General features: G+C 48.2%; 12 protein-coding genes. 5 read left to right on the top strand and 7 right to left on the bottom strand.

Translation table 11 applies throughout. The features are described 5' to 3' along the window. Nucleotides 1–37: 37 nt before the first annotated feature. Complete coding sequence (locus ACSHWX_RS01620; protein WP_435666427.1) at nucleotides 38–685, bottom strand: DUF4386 family protein; 648 nt, start codon at nucleotides 683–685, stop codon at nucleotides 38–40. 116 nt (nucleotides 686–801) lie between these two features. Between ACSHWX_RS01620 and ACSHWX_RS01615 the strand changes: the two genes are divergently transcribed. After that, on the top strand, nucleotides 802–1848 hold the full coding sequence (locus tag ACSHWX_RS01615) for an AraC family transcriptional regulator (RefSeq protein WP_435666426.1): 1047 nt from the start codon (nucleotides 802–804) through the stop codon (nucleotides 1846–1848). A 20-nt stretch (nucleotides 1849–1868) separates the two neighbouring features. On the opposite strand, the gene ACSHWX_RS01610 is transcribed toward ACSHWX_RS01615, so the two are convergent. From ACSHWX_RS01610 to ACSHWX_RS01590, 5 genes are all read right to left on the bottom strand, one after another. After that, nucleotides 1869–2798, bottom strand: a complete 930-nt coding sequence (locus ACSHWX_RS01610) for an ABC transporter ATP-binding protein (RefSeq protein ID WP_435666425.1) — start codon at nucleotides 2796–2798, stop codon at nucleotides 1869–1871. Then, nucleotides 2799–3623, bottom strand: coding sequence for an ABC transporter ATP-binding protein (locus ACSHWX_RS01605; RefSeq protein ID WP_435666424.1), 825 nt, complete (start codon nucleotides 3621–3623; stop codon nucleotides 2799–2801). After that, nucleotides 3620–4534, bottom strand: coding sequence for an ABC transporter permease (locus ACSHWX_RS01600; protein ID WP_435666423.1), 915 nt, complete (start codon nucleotides 4532–4534; stop codon nucleotides 3620–3622). The genes ACSHWX_RS01605 and ACSHWX_RS01600 overlap by 4 nt, the downstream gene beginning before the upstream one ends. A gap of 5 nt (nucleotides 4535–4539) precedes the next feature. Further along, entirely contained in the window at nucleotides 4540–5517 is a 978-nt protein-coding gene (locus ACSHWX_RS01595) for an ABC transporter permease (RefSeq protein ID WP_435666422.1), read from the bottom strand. Nucleotides 5518–5596: 79 nt separating this feature from the next. Further along, entirely contained in the window at nucleotides 5597–7249 is a 1653-nt protein-coding gene (locus tag ACSHWX_RS01590; RefSeq protein WP_435666421.1) for an ABC transporter substrate-binding protein, read from the bottom strand. Between the two features lie 287 nt (nucleotides 7250–7536). Here ACSHWX_RS01590 and ACSHWX_RS01585 point away from each other — a divergent pair, with 287 nt between their 5' ends. The 4 genes from ACSHWX_RS01585 (at nucleotide 7537) to cueR (ending at nucleotide 13939) form a co-directional block, all read left to right on the top strand. Further along, nucleotides 7537–10899: a response regulator gene (locus tag ACSHWX_RS01585; protein ID WP_435666420.1), complete on the top strand. Its 3363-nt coding sequence runs from the start codon at nucleotides 7537–7539 to the stop codon at nucleotides 10897–10899. 143 nt (nucleotides 10900–11042) lie between these two features. Continuing rightward, entirely contained in the window at nucleotides 11043–13388 is a 2346-nt protein-coding gene (locus ACSHWX_RS01580; RefSeq protein ID WP_435666487.1) for a heavy metal translocating P-type ATPase, read from the top strand. Nucleotides 13389–13415: 27 nt separating this feature from the next. Further along, a complete protein-coding gene (locus tag ACSHWX_RS01575; protein WP_435666419.1) occupies nucleotides 13416–13541 on the top strand; it encodes a hypothetical protein in 126 nt (41 codons plus the stop codon). Next, nucleotides 13538–13939 (top strand): Cu(I)-responsive transcriptional regulator, encoded by a 402-nt coding sequence (gene cueR, locus ACSHWX_RS01570; RefSeq protein ID WP_435666418.1) that lies wholly within the window; start codon nucleotides 13538–13540, stop codon nucleotides 13937–13939. Before ACSHWX_RS01575 ends, cueR begins: the two co-directional genes overlap by 4 nt. Nucleotides 13940–13941: 2 nt before the next feature. Here the strand turns inward: cueR and ACSHWX_RS01565 are convergent, their stop codons facing one another. After that, complete coding sequence (locus ACSHWX_RS01565) at nucleotides 13942–15240, bottom strand: NAD(P)/FAD-dependent oxidoreductase (protein ID WP_435666417.1); 1299 nt, start codon at nucleotides 15238–15240, stop codon at nucleotides 13942–13944.

Raw genomic sequence — 15240 nt, 5'->3', positions numbered from 1 at the left:
TGTGAAACTGTTCTGATTAGTCTGGTTTTATTCCGGTTTAGTTCCGCAACAGTACGATACCGATCCAGGCGAACCAGCCAATAAATCCAAGACCAAAAACGGCCCCTGTTATTGGTGCGAGTGTGGGTATTAGCGTGCTTAGCCCTGAAATGCCGATGAGAATGCCGAAGTAATTGAGTGGTTTGGAAAATAGGTTTGCGCGCAGTGCGCCCCAACTCAATATGAGAACCCAAAGGCCGCCAGCAAGCTCGTTTCCACCGCCTAAGCCTTCTTCCACCAATGATAAGCTGCGTAGCAATGTGCCAGCTTGGTCTGGTTGGGTTAGATACAGTTGCGAAACTGCGCCCAGCGAGATGTTTGCAAGCATGCCGCTGGCCAGTATTAGGCCTGCCCAAATCAAAGCAAATGAAGTTGCGACTTGACTAAATGCCGGCGATTTTTCCTTTAGTTTGTCGTGTGTGGCGAGTGCGAGCACCACAAGAACAATGGCGTTCAATATCCAAATTACCAAGTTCCAAACGTACATCGTCAATTGGTTTTCAGCCATAAACTTGGCTTGGGTAACAATGTCGCCAGTGCCATATCCTGCTGGTTCTAGCACCGATAGTAAAAGCACAAAGCCAAATAGATATGTTCCAGCGGCAATCAGCCCTGCAATGCCGCCAAATTTGTGAAAGTCCGTCATAAATAGCTCCTATCTTGTTGGCTATGAGCTAAAATCTGTGTGTAATTCTGTAAATGGCTGCAGGGATCATTGTATTGACCTGAGGTGACAGGTTTGGTTTTTGGATGGTAGGGCAAATGAAGAATTTTACCGTTTCGGCTGGTTACGCAAAAGGTGTGCTGGACTATGCCGCGCTGCGCGGTGCGAACAAACAGGCGCTGTTGGCGTTGGCTCAAATTGATGAAAACCTGTTTGATGACGCAGACAACCGCATTCCGATGGAGCGCTATCGAGCGTTGATTTTGGGCGCGAAAGAACAGTGTGCTGCGCCAGCGTTTGCCCTAGAGTTTTGTGACCACATGAAATTTGAAGACTTGTCTGTGGTCGGGCTAATTTGCCAATCCGCACCCACCATGGGTGAAGTGCTTGAGCAGCTAAGTCGATATAGTAAATTGGTGGCTGAGGTGGACCTTGGTCTGGATGGGGACCGGTTTAGCGTTGAACCCAATGAGGCTGGTTTGTGGATTGTTGATAATAGGATCGGGCCTGCGGATTTTCCTGAACTTGCTGAAATGACATTTGCGAGCTTTATTTGTGAGTTTCGACGCCATTTTGGTAACACGCCGTTTGCTCTTCGATTGCAGGTTTGTCATGCAGCACCCAGCTATGCGGCGGACTATCAACGTATATTGAATGTTCCAGTGGAATTCGGCGCGGTGCGCAATGCAATGCAAATCGACCCCAATTGGCTAAGCGTGAAAGTTGAGCCAGCAAATCCATATCTGTTTAGTGTGCTGGTTGAGCGTGGCGAGGCTCTTTTGAGCGAATTGGACAATAGCAACAAACTGACGACAAAGATCGAAAAGTTGATTTTGCCGATTTTACATACGGGTGAAATCAACATGGAGCATGTTGCCAAACAAATGGGCCAAAGCCGGCAGACGCTTTATCGTAAACTTAAAGTTGAAGGAACAACCTTTGAAGCGTTGCTTGATCATATACGACACAAAATGGCCTTACATTATTTGGACGGTAAGAAGGTCTCGGTAAACGAGGTCGCGTTTCTAGTCGGGTTTTCCGATCCTAGTTCTTTTTCACGCGCATTCAAGCGGTGGACCGGCGACAGTCCGGGGCGTGTGCGGGCGTTAGAGTTTCGTGAGACAATAAAGCCCAACACTACTTAGCTCCCTATCACGCATAGTTTTTAGCTCCGCATCATACGACCTTCACCAATTTGTGCCAGTTCGGCAGTGCTGGCAGCAGTTGTTTTTCGGATTTGGTCTGCAAAATTTGAGAAGTCTTTAGCTCGCTCAAAATCAGCATCTATTTTTGTTTTTGCATTTGGTACAGAAGACAGTAAAAGTTTTGAATATGCATGTTTGGGATCGCGGACAATTTTGTCTGATGGACCATACTCAACAATTCGCCCGCCAAACATCACCGCTGTATTTTCAGTTAGATAGTGTGCCGTAGCGAGATCGTGGGTGATGTATAAAAAGGTTATGCCACGCTCGGTTTTTAGGCGCTTCATTAAGTTCAAAATTGAGCGACGGATAGAAACGTCAAGCATTGAAGTTGGTTCATCTGCGATGATAAGTTCTGCACCCACTGCGAGCGCACGTGCAAGGTTGATACGCTGGCGCTGCCCTCCGGATAGCTCGTGAGGAAATTTATCGAGTGTTGCAGCTGGGTCCAATTCTACGTCGCTTAGTGTGCGATGTAGCTCGTCTTCAAGTGATTTACCCGCTGGCACTCTGTTGTGAAGTTTTAAAGGACGTTCGAGGTGATGACGAACGGTGTGTGTTGGGTTCAGCGAAGCAAATGGATCTTGAAAGACCATTTGAACTTTACGGGCAGTATCACGTTTTTCTTTTGATGTGTGTGCTGTGCGAATTGCTTTGCCGTCAACTTTGATTTCACCGCTATCAATTTGAAACATTCCGGCGATTGCTCGTCCGCATGTGGATTTACCAGATCCACTTTCTCCCACCAGAGCCAGCGCTTCACCTTTGCGGAGTGAAAACGAAATGTCTTGCAACGCGTTCACCGTTTTTGTGGGACCAAACATGGTTTTGATGGTGTAAATTTTATGGACCTTATCCAAAGTCAAAAATGTTGAGTTTTGTGTCGACATTTAATTCACTCCCGAATCGTTTTGTGAACTACCCGCATCGTCAAAGCTTGGCATCGCATTCCATAGTTTTTTGGTGTAGTCGTGTTGAGGGTTTTCAACAATTTGGTGAGTGGCATCCACTTCTACGATTTCGCCTTCCAACATGATTGCAATACGGTCTGCGAATTGTGCCATCAGAGCTAGATCGTGGGTGATGAACAGAATCGAAAACCCAAATTTCTCCTGCAACCCTGCAATTTCTTGCAGAATTTCGCGTTGAACAACAACGTCGAGCGCCGTTGTAGGTTCATCCATTATGATCAATTGTGGCTCAAGAATAAGAGCATTTGCCAAAACCACCCGTTGGCGCATTCCGCCAGATAATTGATGTGGATAGTCGTCCAAGCGTATGGGATCGATACCGACCAATGCCATCAATTCCTCTGCCCGTTGGCGTGCCTCAGCCTTCGATTTTCCGGTGTGCCGATGATAGACATCGCGGAATTGCTCAAAAATAGTAAGGACAGGGTTTAAGGCATTCATGGCACTTTGAAATACCAGTGAGACTTTGCTCCAACGCCATTTGGATAATGTCTCTTCGTCAAATGCCAACACATCTTCGCCATCTACATGTATCGACCCGCCAGAGATAAAGGCCGGAGGACGATGTAAACGCATAAGGGCATAAGCAATGGTTGACTTGCCGCAACCGCTCTCACCGGCAAGTCCGAGCACTTCGCCACGGTTAATGTGCAGGTCTACAGTTTTGACTGCACGAAACGGCCCATCAATTGTCATGTAGTCGACTTCTAGCCCTTTGACATCTAGGAAGCGATCTTGGTTCATGATGAAGCTCCCTTCGCGCCTTTGTAGTTTTGGTCGAACTTCTTTTGCGCCTTAACAGCCTTGTTGATAGCACCTAAAGTGCGAAGGCGTGGGTTCGACATTTCATCAATGCCAAAATTCAACAAAGATAATCCAATGCCAATAATGACAATGGCCATGCATGGGGCGAAAACTTCCCACCATGCACCAACGGCTATGGCTGATGAGGTCTGCGCGTTATAGAGCATGGTGCCCCACGAAACGGCAAGCGGATCGCCTAACCCCAAAAATTCCAAAGTTGCTTCGGTGATGATGGTGTATACAACCGAGCCAATGAAGTTGAAGCCGATGATGGATAAAAGGTTGGGCATAAGTTCGACACATATGATACGCCAGCTGGGTTCGCCAATTTGCTCCGATGCCTCAATGAAATCACGCCGCCTCAACGTAAGAGTTTGCGCGCGCGTTACCCGCGCTCCCCATGCCCAGGACGTTAAGCCGATTATTAAAGCGATCATAAAGGGATCTGACTGGCCGATGAATGCGGCCAACACTAACAGAAGCGGCAATTGGGGTATGACTAACGCAATGTTGGTGATGAAATTCAAAGTTTCATCAATCCAGCCGCCGAAGTACCCGGCGGTGACTCCGATAAGGGTGCCGATAACGGTGACGATCAACCCGGCGGAAAAGCCTACGATTAGAGAGGTTCGTGTGCCCCAGATGAACTGGGTGTATACGTCTCGCCCCATGCGTGTTGAACCCATAGAGTGTTCTATGCTGGGCTCTTGGTGTGGACGCGTTACACGCTTGAGTGGATCATGGCTTGTTATTAAGGGCGCCGCGAGTGCAATGCCAATATAGGTTAGCACAATCAACATGCCAGCAGCGGCCTTTTTGTTGCGCAATATTATTGTTAGAAATTTGAACATAATGGTTACGCCTTCCGCAGCCGAGGATCGAGGAAGATATAGGCAAAATCTATCGCTAGATTTGCGGTCAACATCGCCAATGTCATAATGATCAACTGGCCCTGAATGAGCGGATAATCGCGGGCGATGATGCCTTGAAAAAGGATATTGCCAAGCCCGGGATAGTTGAAAACGATCTCGATGATTAATGACCCACCCATGACGGAGCCAAGGCTTAGTGCGAAGGCTGTCATTGAGGGTAGAAGCGCATTTCGGGCAGCATAATTATATCGAACACGGGCGTCTGAAAGACCTTTAGCGTGCCCCATTACAACATGCTCTTCGCCTAGTTGGCTTATCATATTGTTGCGCATAGTAATTAGATATCCGCCGATAGATACAAAGGCGAGCGTGGAGACTGGCATCAGTGCGTGATGCCCGACTGAGGAGAGATACTCCCAATTCCAGCCTGGATCCAAAGAAGGATTATAGGCATAACTGGTCGGCAACCATTCCAGCATTATTCCAAAAATATAAAGAGTTGTGATGCCGATAACCAAGGGTGGAACGGACTGCACTGCAAGTGCTGACGGCGAAATGAAGCTGTCAAACATGCTGCCACGTCTCCATGCGGCATAGATACCCAAAATAGAACCGATGCAGAATGAGATTATAACTGATGTGCCAGCCAGGAAAAGTGTCCAAGGAAGTGCTTGCATCAGCACTTCAAGCACCGTTTGGGGGTATTTTTTAATGGAGACACCAAAGTCCCATGAAAAAACGGATTTTAAATAGATGAAATATTCTTCGTGTAGCGGGCGGTCTACCAGTCCAAATGTTTCTGCAAGCGCCTTTTTTGCTTCAGGGGGTAAGCTGTTGCTGGCGTTAGCAAACATGATGTCTATGGGATTTCCCGGCATCAGGCGAGGCAGTAAAAAATTGATAGTAGCTGCAACCAAAAAGGCGACGATATAAAATAGAATTCTTCTGAAGATGAAGGACATGATGGGTATCCGCTGGGTTTGGGCGAAGGGCGATACAAAACGTACCGCCCTTCAACTCATACTTTCAATCGGGGAGCGATTAGCTTTTTGGTTTGATTGAAAGCAGATGCAGAATGCGCTCGGGATTGCCGTCATGCACAGTTGGCACAGCTTGGTCATTATCAGCTGAGAAGAAGCCTTCAAAGCGAGCTGTGTTGTACTGGTACCAGTATGGATTGTTGAATACTGGTATGTGCGGCATATCTTTAGACAAAATCATCTGAACTTTGTCCATGATTTCGCGCTGCTCGGCTTCGTTGCTGGTTTTAAAGAAACCATCCAACAAGCCATCCAATTCGCCATTGGTATAGCCCGTTGCAGAAAAACGACTTGCGCCAGCTTTTGAAGAGTGGAACGTATCGAATGCCATGTGCGGGGTTACACCAACAACAAGTGCGTTGATTGCAGCTTGGTATGAGCCGTCAAGCAATTGTTGGGTCCAAGAGGCCGCTTCTGGGGTTGAAACACGTGCGTTTATACCTGCCTCGTGTAGACCCTCAACTGCTAGTTGAACTGTATTCACCCAGTCAGTCCAGCCATTGGGCACAATTAGATCAAACGCCACTGGTTTACCGGAAGGTGTTTCAACAAAGCCGTCGCCATCCGTGTCCTTGTAGCCCTCTTCTGCAAGAAGCGCTGCTGCACCTTTGACGTTATATTCAGTGAACTTGCCAAATTGTGCGTCTGCCTCAGGGTTGTTCCAAGCGTGATATCCACGGCCCAAGCCAGACGGATACTGATTGATAGTCGGGTATCCATAACCGGCAATATCAACCATGGCTTGTCGGTCCATCGCCATTGAGAATGCGCGACGGAAATTGACATCGCTAAACGCTTCTTTGTTGCCTTCCTCTGAAGAATTGATGTTCAGATTGAAAATAACAAGTGATCCGCCTGGGAACCAATACTTGTGGTTCTCCGGATCTTTTGCAACGTAGGTTTTTTCGATATCGGGTAAGAATGAACCGAACCAATCCAACTCGCCTTTGGCGGCAGCAGTCAAGGTTTGATCATTGTTTGCGATTTGTGGGAAACGCATGCAGTCGATGGCTAGATCGTCCGCTTGGAAATAGTGCGGATTGCGACACTGGATATATTCTTGTGGTGTAAATCGACGAATTTCTGTCAAAGGACCAGAACCGACAGGATTAAGGTTGGTGAAGCTTACAGGGTCTTCAACCGACGACCAGATGTGTTCTGGAACAGTGTGTATGCGCGCCACATCATAGATGAGACCCGTGCTTGGTTCTTTATAGGTCACTTTTACATGATGGTCGTCTAACATTTCAACACCGGCTATTTTCTCCCAAATCGCCCGGGTATCAAGTGCTGGATGTTCTTTGATTAGATTGAAGGTAAAAACGACATCGTTTGCGTCAAGCGTTTCGCCGTCAGACCATTTTACGCCATCGCGGATTTTGAAAGTCACAGAAGTCAAATCATCGGAATACTCAAAGCTTTCAGCCAATCGATATTCTGCTTTTCCGCCTTGGATACGATTAAATACAACCAATTGCTCGAACATAAAGTCGCGCACTGAGCGTACATCGCCTGTTTGGTTGAATGGGTTGTAGATTTCGGCGAATGCTGTTGTTTGGTGCGGCACGGCCGTTAAAATTACTTCTGCTTTCGCACCTGCTGCTGTCATTAAAAATGCTGACGCGAGCGCAGGCAAAATCAAGCTAGAACGCATGGGAATTCCTCCTAAATATAAACCTCCAATTCGCATGCAAAGTTTGTTGCTTGCGAATCCCTCGTTCCGTAAACGACGAAATGGAACTTGACCTAACCTCGTTTACCGGAAATCTTATTGGAAACCAATTCAATACCAAGAGTCACTTGGCTGGCCCTGCAAAATCCGCTGTAAAATCGTAAAAACTGTAAATTGACGTGTTGTTTGAGTTCTTGGCATTGCAATAATTTGATAGAAGCCGAACAGAGATAGGGGCCATCGTGATATTAGGTGGCGGGAGGAAAAACGTGAAATTTCTGCGCTCAATTTCGTTTGCGCCAAAAGGATTACATGCACGCCTATTGCTAGCGTTTGCAGGTATTTCCCTCATCCCATTGCTGATTGTCAGTGCGACTTTTTTCTATGTGCTTATCCGAAATGTAGAAGGGGAAAATTTTGCAAAATTAGAGTTTGTGAATGAAGCCAAAAGAAGTGAGATTTTGCAATATTTGCAATTTGCAACGCGGCAGGCTGATACGCTGAGCCAGACCAATATTGTAAGATATTCCATCGGCGAATTTTACGGATTTAGCTACGCATTTCGAGAAATCTCTAGCGAACCTGAGTCGGCGGCGCGTATTCTGCGTGCTGCTTTTGGTGTCGGGGCAGGTGGCGCCGAAGCCGACCGCAACGATCTGATTAGCTCTGCGCTGATCTATGATAATATGCACAGCCAATTTCATTCTGAATATGAGACGTTTCTAGCTTCATCAGAATATGACAATCTGTATCTAATAAATAATCGTGGGCGTATTGTTTATTCTGTTCTGAAGGACAACTATCTCGCTGCCGAAATTGACGGCGCAGTTGCCCGATCGCCTGTTGCTGATGTAGCGCGTGCCCTACTTTCGTCACCGCCCGAACAAAATATTGCATTTGGCGATTTTGACCAAGATCCGGTAACCGGTGAGTTCGCCGCCTATGTAGGGGTTAAAATTGACTTTTATTCCCGTCCGAGTGGAATGCTGGTACTAAGACTTCCCACAGACGGAATTGAAAATATTGTTCAATCTGAAACAAATGGTGCAGGGAAGATATACTTACTTTCCTCGCGTCAACAAGTCCTCAGCCAACCAGCTGACGGCAACTATGTGATTGGGGAAAGACCTCCCGGTTCTCAAGGCTTGGCGTCAATTTCTGGCACCGCCATTGTCGATCAAGGGCTTTCAAATCGTGCCGCATTAGCTGCATTTGGTGATTTGCAGGTATTCGATAAATATTGGAAAGTTATTAGTGAAGTGCCTGCATCGGAAGCCTATTCGTCTGCAGATACTTTGATTAAGACAGTTGTTACTTTGGCGCTTCTTGCCATTCCTATTTTGTTCTGGGTTGCAGCTCAATTGGCACGCAGCGCAACTAGTCCCATTCTGCGGATCACCAGCACGGCGGAGGCCATTGCTGCGGGGGACTTAAACCGTTCCATGCCAACGATTGATAAACCAATCGAACTTAAGCGACTGACTGACAGCTTTGGGCGTATGCGCGACGCGGTGCGTGAGCAGCTTTCACAGATCAACGTCAATGTCGCCGCAATCAAAGAAAAAAATGCACAATTGGAAGAAGCAGATAGGATAAAAGATACTTTCTTGGCCAATACGTCTCATGAGTTGCGTACACCATTAAATGGTATTGTCGGTATTTCAGAAACCCTATCCGCTGGGGCGGCAGGTGATCTAAGTGAGCGACAGCGCTCGCAGTTGCAATTGATAACTTTTAGCGCCCGAAAACTATCGCGTCTTGTTGATGATCTGTTAGACCTGTATCGCATTCGACAAGGGCGGATGCGGCTTGATATGCATCCAGTGGATGTGGCGACCAGTGTTCGAAATGTTTTGCAGCTTTCTGAACCATTATTGCGTGGTGAGCCGGTAACGCTGCGTGTGGACATCGCAAACGATACACCGCTTGTTATGGCTGATCCTGTGCGAATGGAGCAAATACTGCATAATCTAGTCGGTAATGCGATCAAATATACAGAAGCTGGCTCCATCCGTATTTATGCTGAAGCAAATTTGGATTGGGTTAGTATTTCAATCCTTGATACTGGAGTTGGCATTTCGGCGGAAGACTTAGGTCGGATGTTTCAACCGCTGGAACAGGCTGATGGTGTAGACACCGCACGGAAAACGGGCGGTACTGGACTTGGACTAACGATTGCGCGGCAATTAGCGACCTTGCTAGGCGGTGAGTTGGTGGCTTCAAGTGCAATTGGTGAGGGGTCAAGTTTCACTTTGAAGCTGCGACCAGCAACGCCAGCAGACTTTGAGCTTGAAGGTTTGCCAGCCATAGCTGGAATTGCCGATGGCTATCATGAGACACTTAACAGTTCAGACAATTTGGAACTCGCTTATGAAGCTCCAAAACGACATGGCGCACCAGACATTCTCGTGGTGGATGATGAGCCTATCAATTTGCAAGTGCTTCGTAATGTTTTGCTTCCGCAGGGGTTTGGAGTCCGCACAGCCGATAATGGTATGAGTGCGCTGAAAATGGTTGAGGATGCGAAGCCCAACTTGATCATTTTGGATGTTATGATGCCAGATTTGAGCGGGCTAGAGGTCGCAAGGCGTCTTCGTGAGAGATATGATCGACTTGATTTACCCATCATTATGGTCACTGCGCGCAGTAGAACGCGGGACATAATTGCAGGATTGGAAGCGGGCGCGAACGATTATGTAGTTAAGCCGTTTGTAAAAGATGAATTGCTCGCTCGAATTAGCACCATGCTTGAAGCGCAAAAGGCGCGTGAAGCTACGCACGAAAATGCCTTGTTGCATCAAGAAATGCACCGACGCATCCAAGTTGAAGATGCATTGCGGCTTTCGCAAAGCCGTATGGCCAGCCTTTTGGATACATTGAATATTGGTTTGGTTTGCGCGGACGAATTGGGGCGGGTGACTTATGCGAACCAATATGCGCGGGGCTGGCTCAATTTGGAGGACGAGCAAGCGAACGTGGGCCAATTGTTGCCTGAGGGTGTTTTCCAGCAGCTTTACGTCAAATGTACCGAAAACGGTGCTTCGGATAAAATTTTTAGCACTTGGAAAAATGTTAAAGGTGAATTTGAAATTTCTGCTTTTGAGATGGTTCAGGAAGCAGGCGGTGGGATTAGTATGATTTTACTGCCGCACAAAAATACGCGCTCGGTTGGGGAGTTACCAAATATTGGGGTGGTGCAAAAAGCCCTCGAAGCTATTGATATGCCCAAAAGCAATGCATTGGTCACAGACGAAAGTACTCCTAGCGCACCCAAATCAAAATTTGAACATGATGATTATCGGCACACAACGGTGGCATTGATGAACGCATCATTTGCGCTTTGGCAGGAAATTCGAAAGAGCAACAAGTTTGAGTTGGCAGAAGAAAGTGGGGTTTGGCGCGTACATTTAGACCGTTCATCGTTGCAAACACGAACGCTCGACAAGTACTTTAATATCGAAACTTTACCGAAAAATCCGCGTTGGCGGGATGTGATGCGCACCGCTGACTTTGTTTTGGATGCCTGCGCAAATTCGGAGAAAAAGTCAGAGTTGAATGACTTGATGGAGTTGCGGGATACGTTTGTCCAACTTGTTCGTGACGGTGCTGCGAAATGGAATGAGAAGACTTAAGCTTTTGACTTGGGATTAGGTAATTATGTCGAACATTGAGCATCGCCCCCTTGACCTTCCATTCACTGTAATCTTTATATAGAGTATCAAATTCAACATTTGATGGTGGAAGTTCGGTGAGTGACGCGGTGACAGACAAAAAAATGGCAGAAAAACCATGTGGTTGTGGGCATGATCATGGCCATGCTGGCTCAACGGTGGATAGCGCGGTTGATCCTGTATGTGGGATGAATGTGAAGCTTGGGGTTGGTAAGCCGCAACTTGTGCATGATGGTCAGGACTACCATTTTTGCAATCCAAAGTGCCATGACAAGTTTGAGGCTGATCCGTATTTTTATCTGTCTGGTGCCAATAAACGCAAGGCAAAAGCTGCGCCAAAGAATGCTATGTATACTTGTCCCATGGACCCTGAAATCGTCCAAGAGGGACCGGGAACTTGTCCGGTTTGTGGTATGGCGCTTGAGCCGATGGATGGTGTGCCGGAAGGCGAAAACCATGAGCTGATTGATTTTACCCGCCGACTTTGGGTGAGCATTGGGGCGGCCATTCCATTATTGATTTTGACAATGGGGCCAATGGTTGGCCTGCCTATTCGCGCGTGGATTGGCGAAAATACTGCTGTTTGGCTAGAGCTGTTGCTCGCCACCCCCGTTGTTTTATGGGCTGCGTTTCCGTTTTTCGAACGCGGCTGGATGTCGATCAAAACTGGCAATTACAATATGTGGACGCTGATTATGCTTGGCGTCACTGCGGCCTATGGTTTCAGTTTGTTGGCTACAATTGTGCCGCAAATATTCCCGCCCGAGATTTTGGTGGGCGGACACGCGCCGGTTTATTTTGAAGCGGCGGTGGTGATTATTGCTTTGGTATTTGTTGGTCAAGTGCTCGAATTGCGCGCGAGGGAGCGCACGGGTGACGCTATTCGCGCATTGCTTGACCTTGCGCCGAAAAAAGCACGCCGGATCAATGAAGACGGCACCGAATATGATGCGCCGTTGGAAAACATACTAGGCGGAGACAAGCTACGTGTTCGGCCTGGCGAAAGCGTGCCGGTTGATGGCGTTGTTGTTGAGGGCAAGACCAATATTGATGAAAGCTTGATCACAGGGGAACCTGTGCCGGTGGAAAAAACGGTGGGTGCCAATGTTACGGGGGGGACCTTAAACAAGAACGGCTCCATCGTGATCGAGGCCCAAAAAGTTGGCGATGAAACCATGTTGTCCAAGATTGTGGCGATGGTTGCATCCGCGCAGCGTTCGCGTGCGCCGATCCAGAGTTTGGCAGACAAAGTCGCTGGCTACTTTGTGCCCACGGTTGTTGCTGCTGCAATTATTGCCTTTGTGGTTTGGTTGCTTGTGGGGCCTGAACCATCGATTGTGTTCGCAACCGTCGCCGGTGTATCGGTTTTGATTATCGCTTGCCCATGTGCGCTTGGCTTGGCGACACCAATGTCCGTGATGACGGCAACCGGACGTGGAGCCCAAGTTGGTGTTTTGGTGCGTGAGGCGGAAGCGTTAGAACGTATGGCGGAAGTGGACGTGGTTATTGTTGATAAGACCGGCACGCTGACCCAAGGACGTCCGCAGCTTACTGACGTATTGCCTGAAGAGGGAATTGAGGTTGGTGAACTGACTTCGCTCGTCGGTTCGCTGGAGAGCCATTCAGAGCACCCACTGGGCGAAGCAATTTATGAAGCAGCAAAGGCGCAAGGCGCAAGAATGCGTCCAGTTGAAGACTTTGAAGCGATCACCGGCAAGGGTATTGGCGGAAAAATTGAGGACAAGCACGTCTTGCTTGGCAATCGTGCTTTGATGAATGACGCCAAAATTGACCTGCCTGCATCGGTTGTCGTTGCGGACAAAATGCAGTCTGAGGGCAAAACGGTGATGTTTGTTGCCGTTGAGGGCGCATATGCAGGGATGATTGCTGTTGCGGACCCGATTAAGCCAACAACAAAAGAAGCGATTGATGAATTGCATCGCCGCGGACTTAAAGTGGTTATGGCAACGGGCGACAACGCGATCACTGCAAAAGCGGTTGGTGACCAGTTGGGCATTGATGAAGTGCATGCAGAAGTTTTGCCACAAGATAAAAAATCATTGGTGCAGGCGTTTCAGGCTAAAGGGCTAAAGGTTGCGGTTGCTGGCGATGGCGTCAATGATGCACCGGCGCTTGCTGCTGCTGATGTGGGCTTGGCCATGGGCACTGGGGCCGATGTGGCTGTCGAGAGCGCTGGCATAACCTTGTTGAAAGGCGACTTGGTTGGCATTGTGCGAGCACACAAATTGTCCAAATCGACGATTAGCAATATCAAGCAAAACCTGTTTTTCGCGTTTGCTTATAACTCGCTTGGAGTGCCGATTGCTGCTGGCATTCTTTATCCACTCACGGGCGCATTGTTGTCGCCAATGTTGGCAGCAGCGGCCATGAGCTTGTCGTCCGTATCTGTTATTTCTAACGCTTTAAGACTACGTGGGTTGAAATTGTAGCCCTTGTGCAAATTGAAAGGAAACAAGATGTGTCCTGTTGAACAAAAAGAGTTCGATCGTATGATCAAGTTGGCCGAAAAAATTGGTTTCAACGAAGAAGAACTTGCCGAGCTTATGGTGACCTATGGTTGCCGGGACCGGGCTGGGCGATGAACATTGGAGCCGCAGCAACGCGTTCTGGGTTGCCGGCCAAAACGATAAGGTATTACGAGGAAATCGAACTCGTAAAACCTGCCCGCTCGGATAATGGCTATCGTGACTACTGCGACGAAGATATTCATCGGCTTTGTTTTTTGCAGCGTTCGCGCAGTCTGGGTTTTACCATAGACGAATGCCGAACATTGCTGTCACTTTACAATGATGAAGATCGCGCCAGCTCTGACGTAAAACACATTGCGAAGAAGAAAATTGCGCTGATTGAGCAAAAGGTGAAAGAGCTGAATTCGCTAAAATCCACCTTGTCTGTTCTGATCAAAAATTGCCATGGGGATGATCGACCCGATTGCCCGATTTTGGATGACTTAGCCGGACGGCATGTCGCCGAAGGGTAAATTTAGCGTCCGACCATTTTGCGTCCAATGGCAAATGCACCATGGGTAAGGGTTGCTCCAGCTTCATAATAAAGGCTGGATAGGCTTGTCATTTGTTCACGATATTGCTTCAACGGCGCGACGGGCAAATGCGATTTGTCGCCTGTGCTAATGGATCGCGCCAATGCGGTGCCAAAAACAGTGCCGGGGCCAATGCCGCGACCTGAATATCCAAAAACACTGTACGCATTTGGTCCAAATTCGACAATCTTTGGCAAGTGATCCTTGGTCATGGCGATGCGGCCGTGCCACGCATAATCTAGCTTTTTACCGGCGAGCTGTGGGTAAAGAGCCGCCAATTTCTTTTGCGCCCAAAACTTGTGGGCACTAGATGCTGCATGGTTCAGTGACCCGACCGAGCCGAGCAAAAACCGACCGTCTCGATCAAACCGGAACGAAGACATGACCATGGCTGTGTCCCAGCATCCCTCAAGCGCGGGCAATATGTTTTGCCGTTCTGTTTGAGTGAGCGGTTCGGTTGCGAGTTGGAAATAGTGAACCAGTGAGAATTGCGGTTGCTGTTCGGGAACCTCACCGTTCGTGTACGCGTTCGTGGCGACAATGATGTTGGGTGCTGTTGCTGTGCCACGTTCTGTTTTGACCAACCATTTTTGGTTTTCACGAACAATTTGGGTCACTGGGCTTTTTTCGAAAAGCTGCGCGGTTTTTCCTATTGCGGCTGTTGCAAGTCCGAGGCAGTAACTAAGCGGTTGAATGGTGCCTGCACGTGGATCGAAAAGCGCGCCGTGAAAGGCGTTGCTTCCAGTGCGCAATTTGGTATCTGATTGGCTCAGGAGATCAACCGGCGCATTGCGTTCTGTTTGTTGGTCAAACCGAGATTGAAGATCAACCAGACCGGATTTAGAGTGGGCGCAATGTAAAGTGCCGTTGCGGGTTGCGTCGCAATCAATCTGGTATTTGTCGATTAGTGAGAAAACCAGATCAGGAGCTGCGGCGAGTGTCGTGTTGAGTTTTTCCCCTGCGTCTTTTCCCAGAACATCTTCGACTTCGTTTGGCGGCGTCCAAAGGCCGGCGTTGACCAGCCCAACATTGCGGCCTGAGCCACCAAATCCGATGGTTTCCGCTTCCAACAAAACGACACTAAGGCCGTTTTTTGATGCTTCCAACGCGGCAGAGCAGCCGGTAAAACCGCCGCCGACGATGATCAAATCAGCTTTTATATCTCCTTCCAATGGAGGGAGAGGATTTACTGGATTTGCGGTTTTCGCCCAAAGATTGTTGTTAAATTTCGTTTTGATCAT

The organism is Maritalea sp. (assembly GCF_051251695.1).
Lineage (GTDB): Bacteria > Pseudomonadota > Alphaproteobacteria > Rhizobiales > Devosiaceae > Maritalea.
Note: the sequence above shows the minus strand (reverse complement) of the source record. Positions and strands in the feature narration are given on the sequence as shown.

What these genes read in the sequence shown, in the direction of transcription:
- ACSHWX_RS01620 (WP_435666427.1), bottom strand. Translation starts at nt 685, where the DNA reads ATGACGGACTTTCACAAATTTGGCGGCATTGCAGGGCTGATTGCCGCT.
- ACSHWX_RS01615 (WP_435666426.1), top strand. Translation starts at nt 802, where the DNA reads ATGAAGAATTTTACCGTTTCGGCTGGTTACGCAAAAGGTGTGCTGGAC.
- ACSHWX_RS01610 (WP_435666425.1), bottom strand. Translation starts at nt 2,798, where the DNA reads ATGTCGACACAAAACTCAACATTTTTGACTTTGGATAAGGTCCATAAA.
- ACSHWX_RS01605 (WP_435666424.1), bottom strand. Translation starts at nt 3,623, where the DNA reads ATGAACCAAGATCGCTTCCTAGATGTCAAAGGGCTAGAAGTCGACTAC.
- ACSHWX_RS01600 (WP_435666423.1), bottom strand. Translation starts at nt 4,534, where the DNA reads ATGTTCAAATTTCTAACAATAATATTGCGCAACAAAAAGGCCGCTGCT.
- ACSHWX_RS01595 (WP_435666422.1), bottom strand. Translation starts at nt 5,517, where the DNA reads ATGTCCTTCATCTTCAGAAGAATTCTATTTTATATCGTCGCCTTTTTG.
- ACSHWX_RS01590 (WP_435666421.1), bottom strand. Translation starts at nt 7,249, where the DNA reads ATGCGTTCTAGCTTGATTTTGCCTGCGCTCGCGTCAGCATTTTTAATG.
- ACSHWX_RS01580 (WP_435666487.1), top strand. Translation starts at nt 11,043, where the DNA reads ATGGCAGAAAAACCATGTGGTTGTGGGCATGATCATGGCCATGCTGGC.
- ACSHWX_RS01575 (WP_435666419.1), top strand. Translation starts at nt 13,416, where the DNA reads ATGTGTCCTGTTGAACAAAAAGAGTTCGATCGTATGATCAAGTTGGCC.
- cueR (WP_435666418.1), top strand. Translation starts at nt 13,538, where the DNA reads ATGAACATTGGAGCCGCAGCAACGCGTTCTGGGTTGCCGGCCAAAACG.
- ACSHWX_RS01565 (WP_435666417.1), bottom strand. Translation starts at nt 15,240, where the DNA reads ATGATCAAAACGAAATTTAACAACAATCTTTGGGCGAAAACCGCAAAT.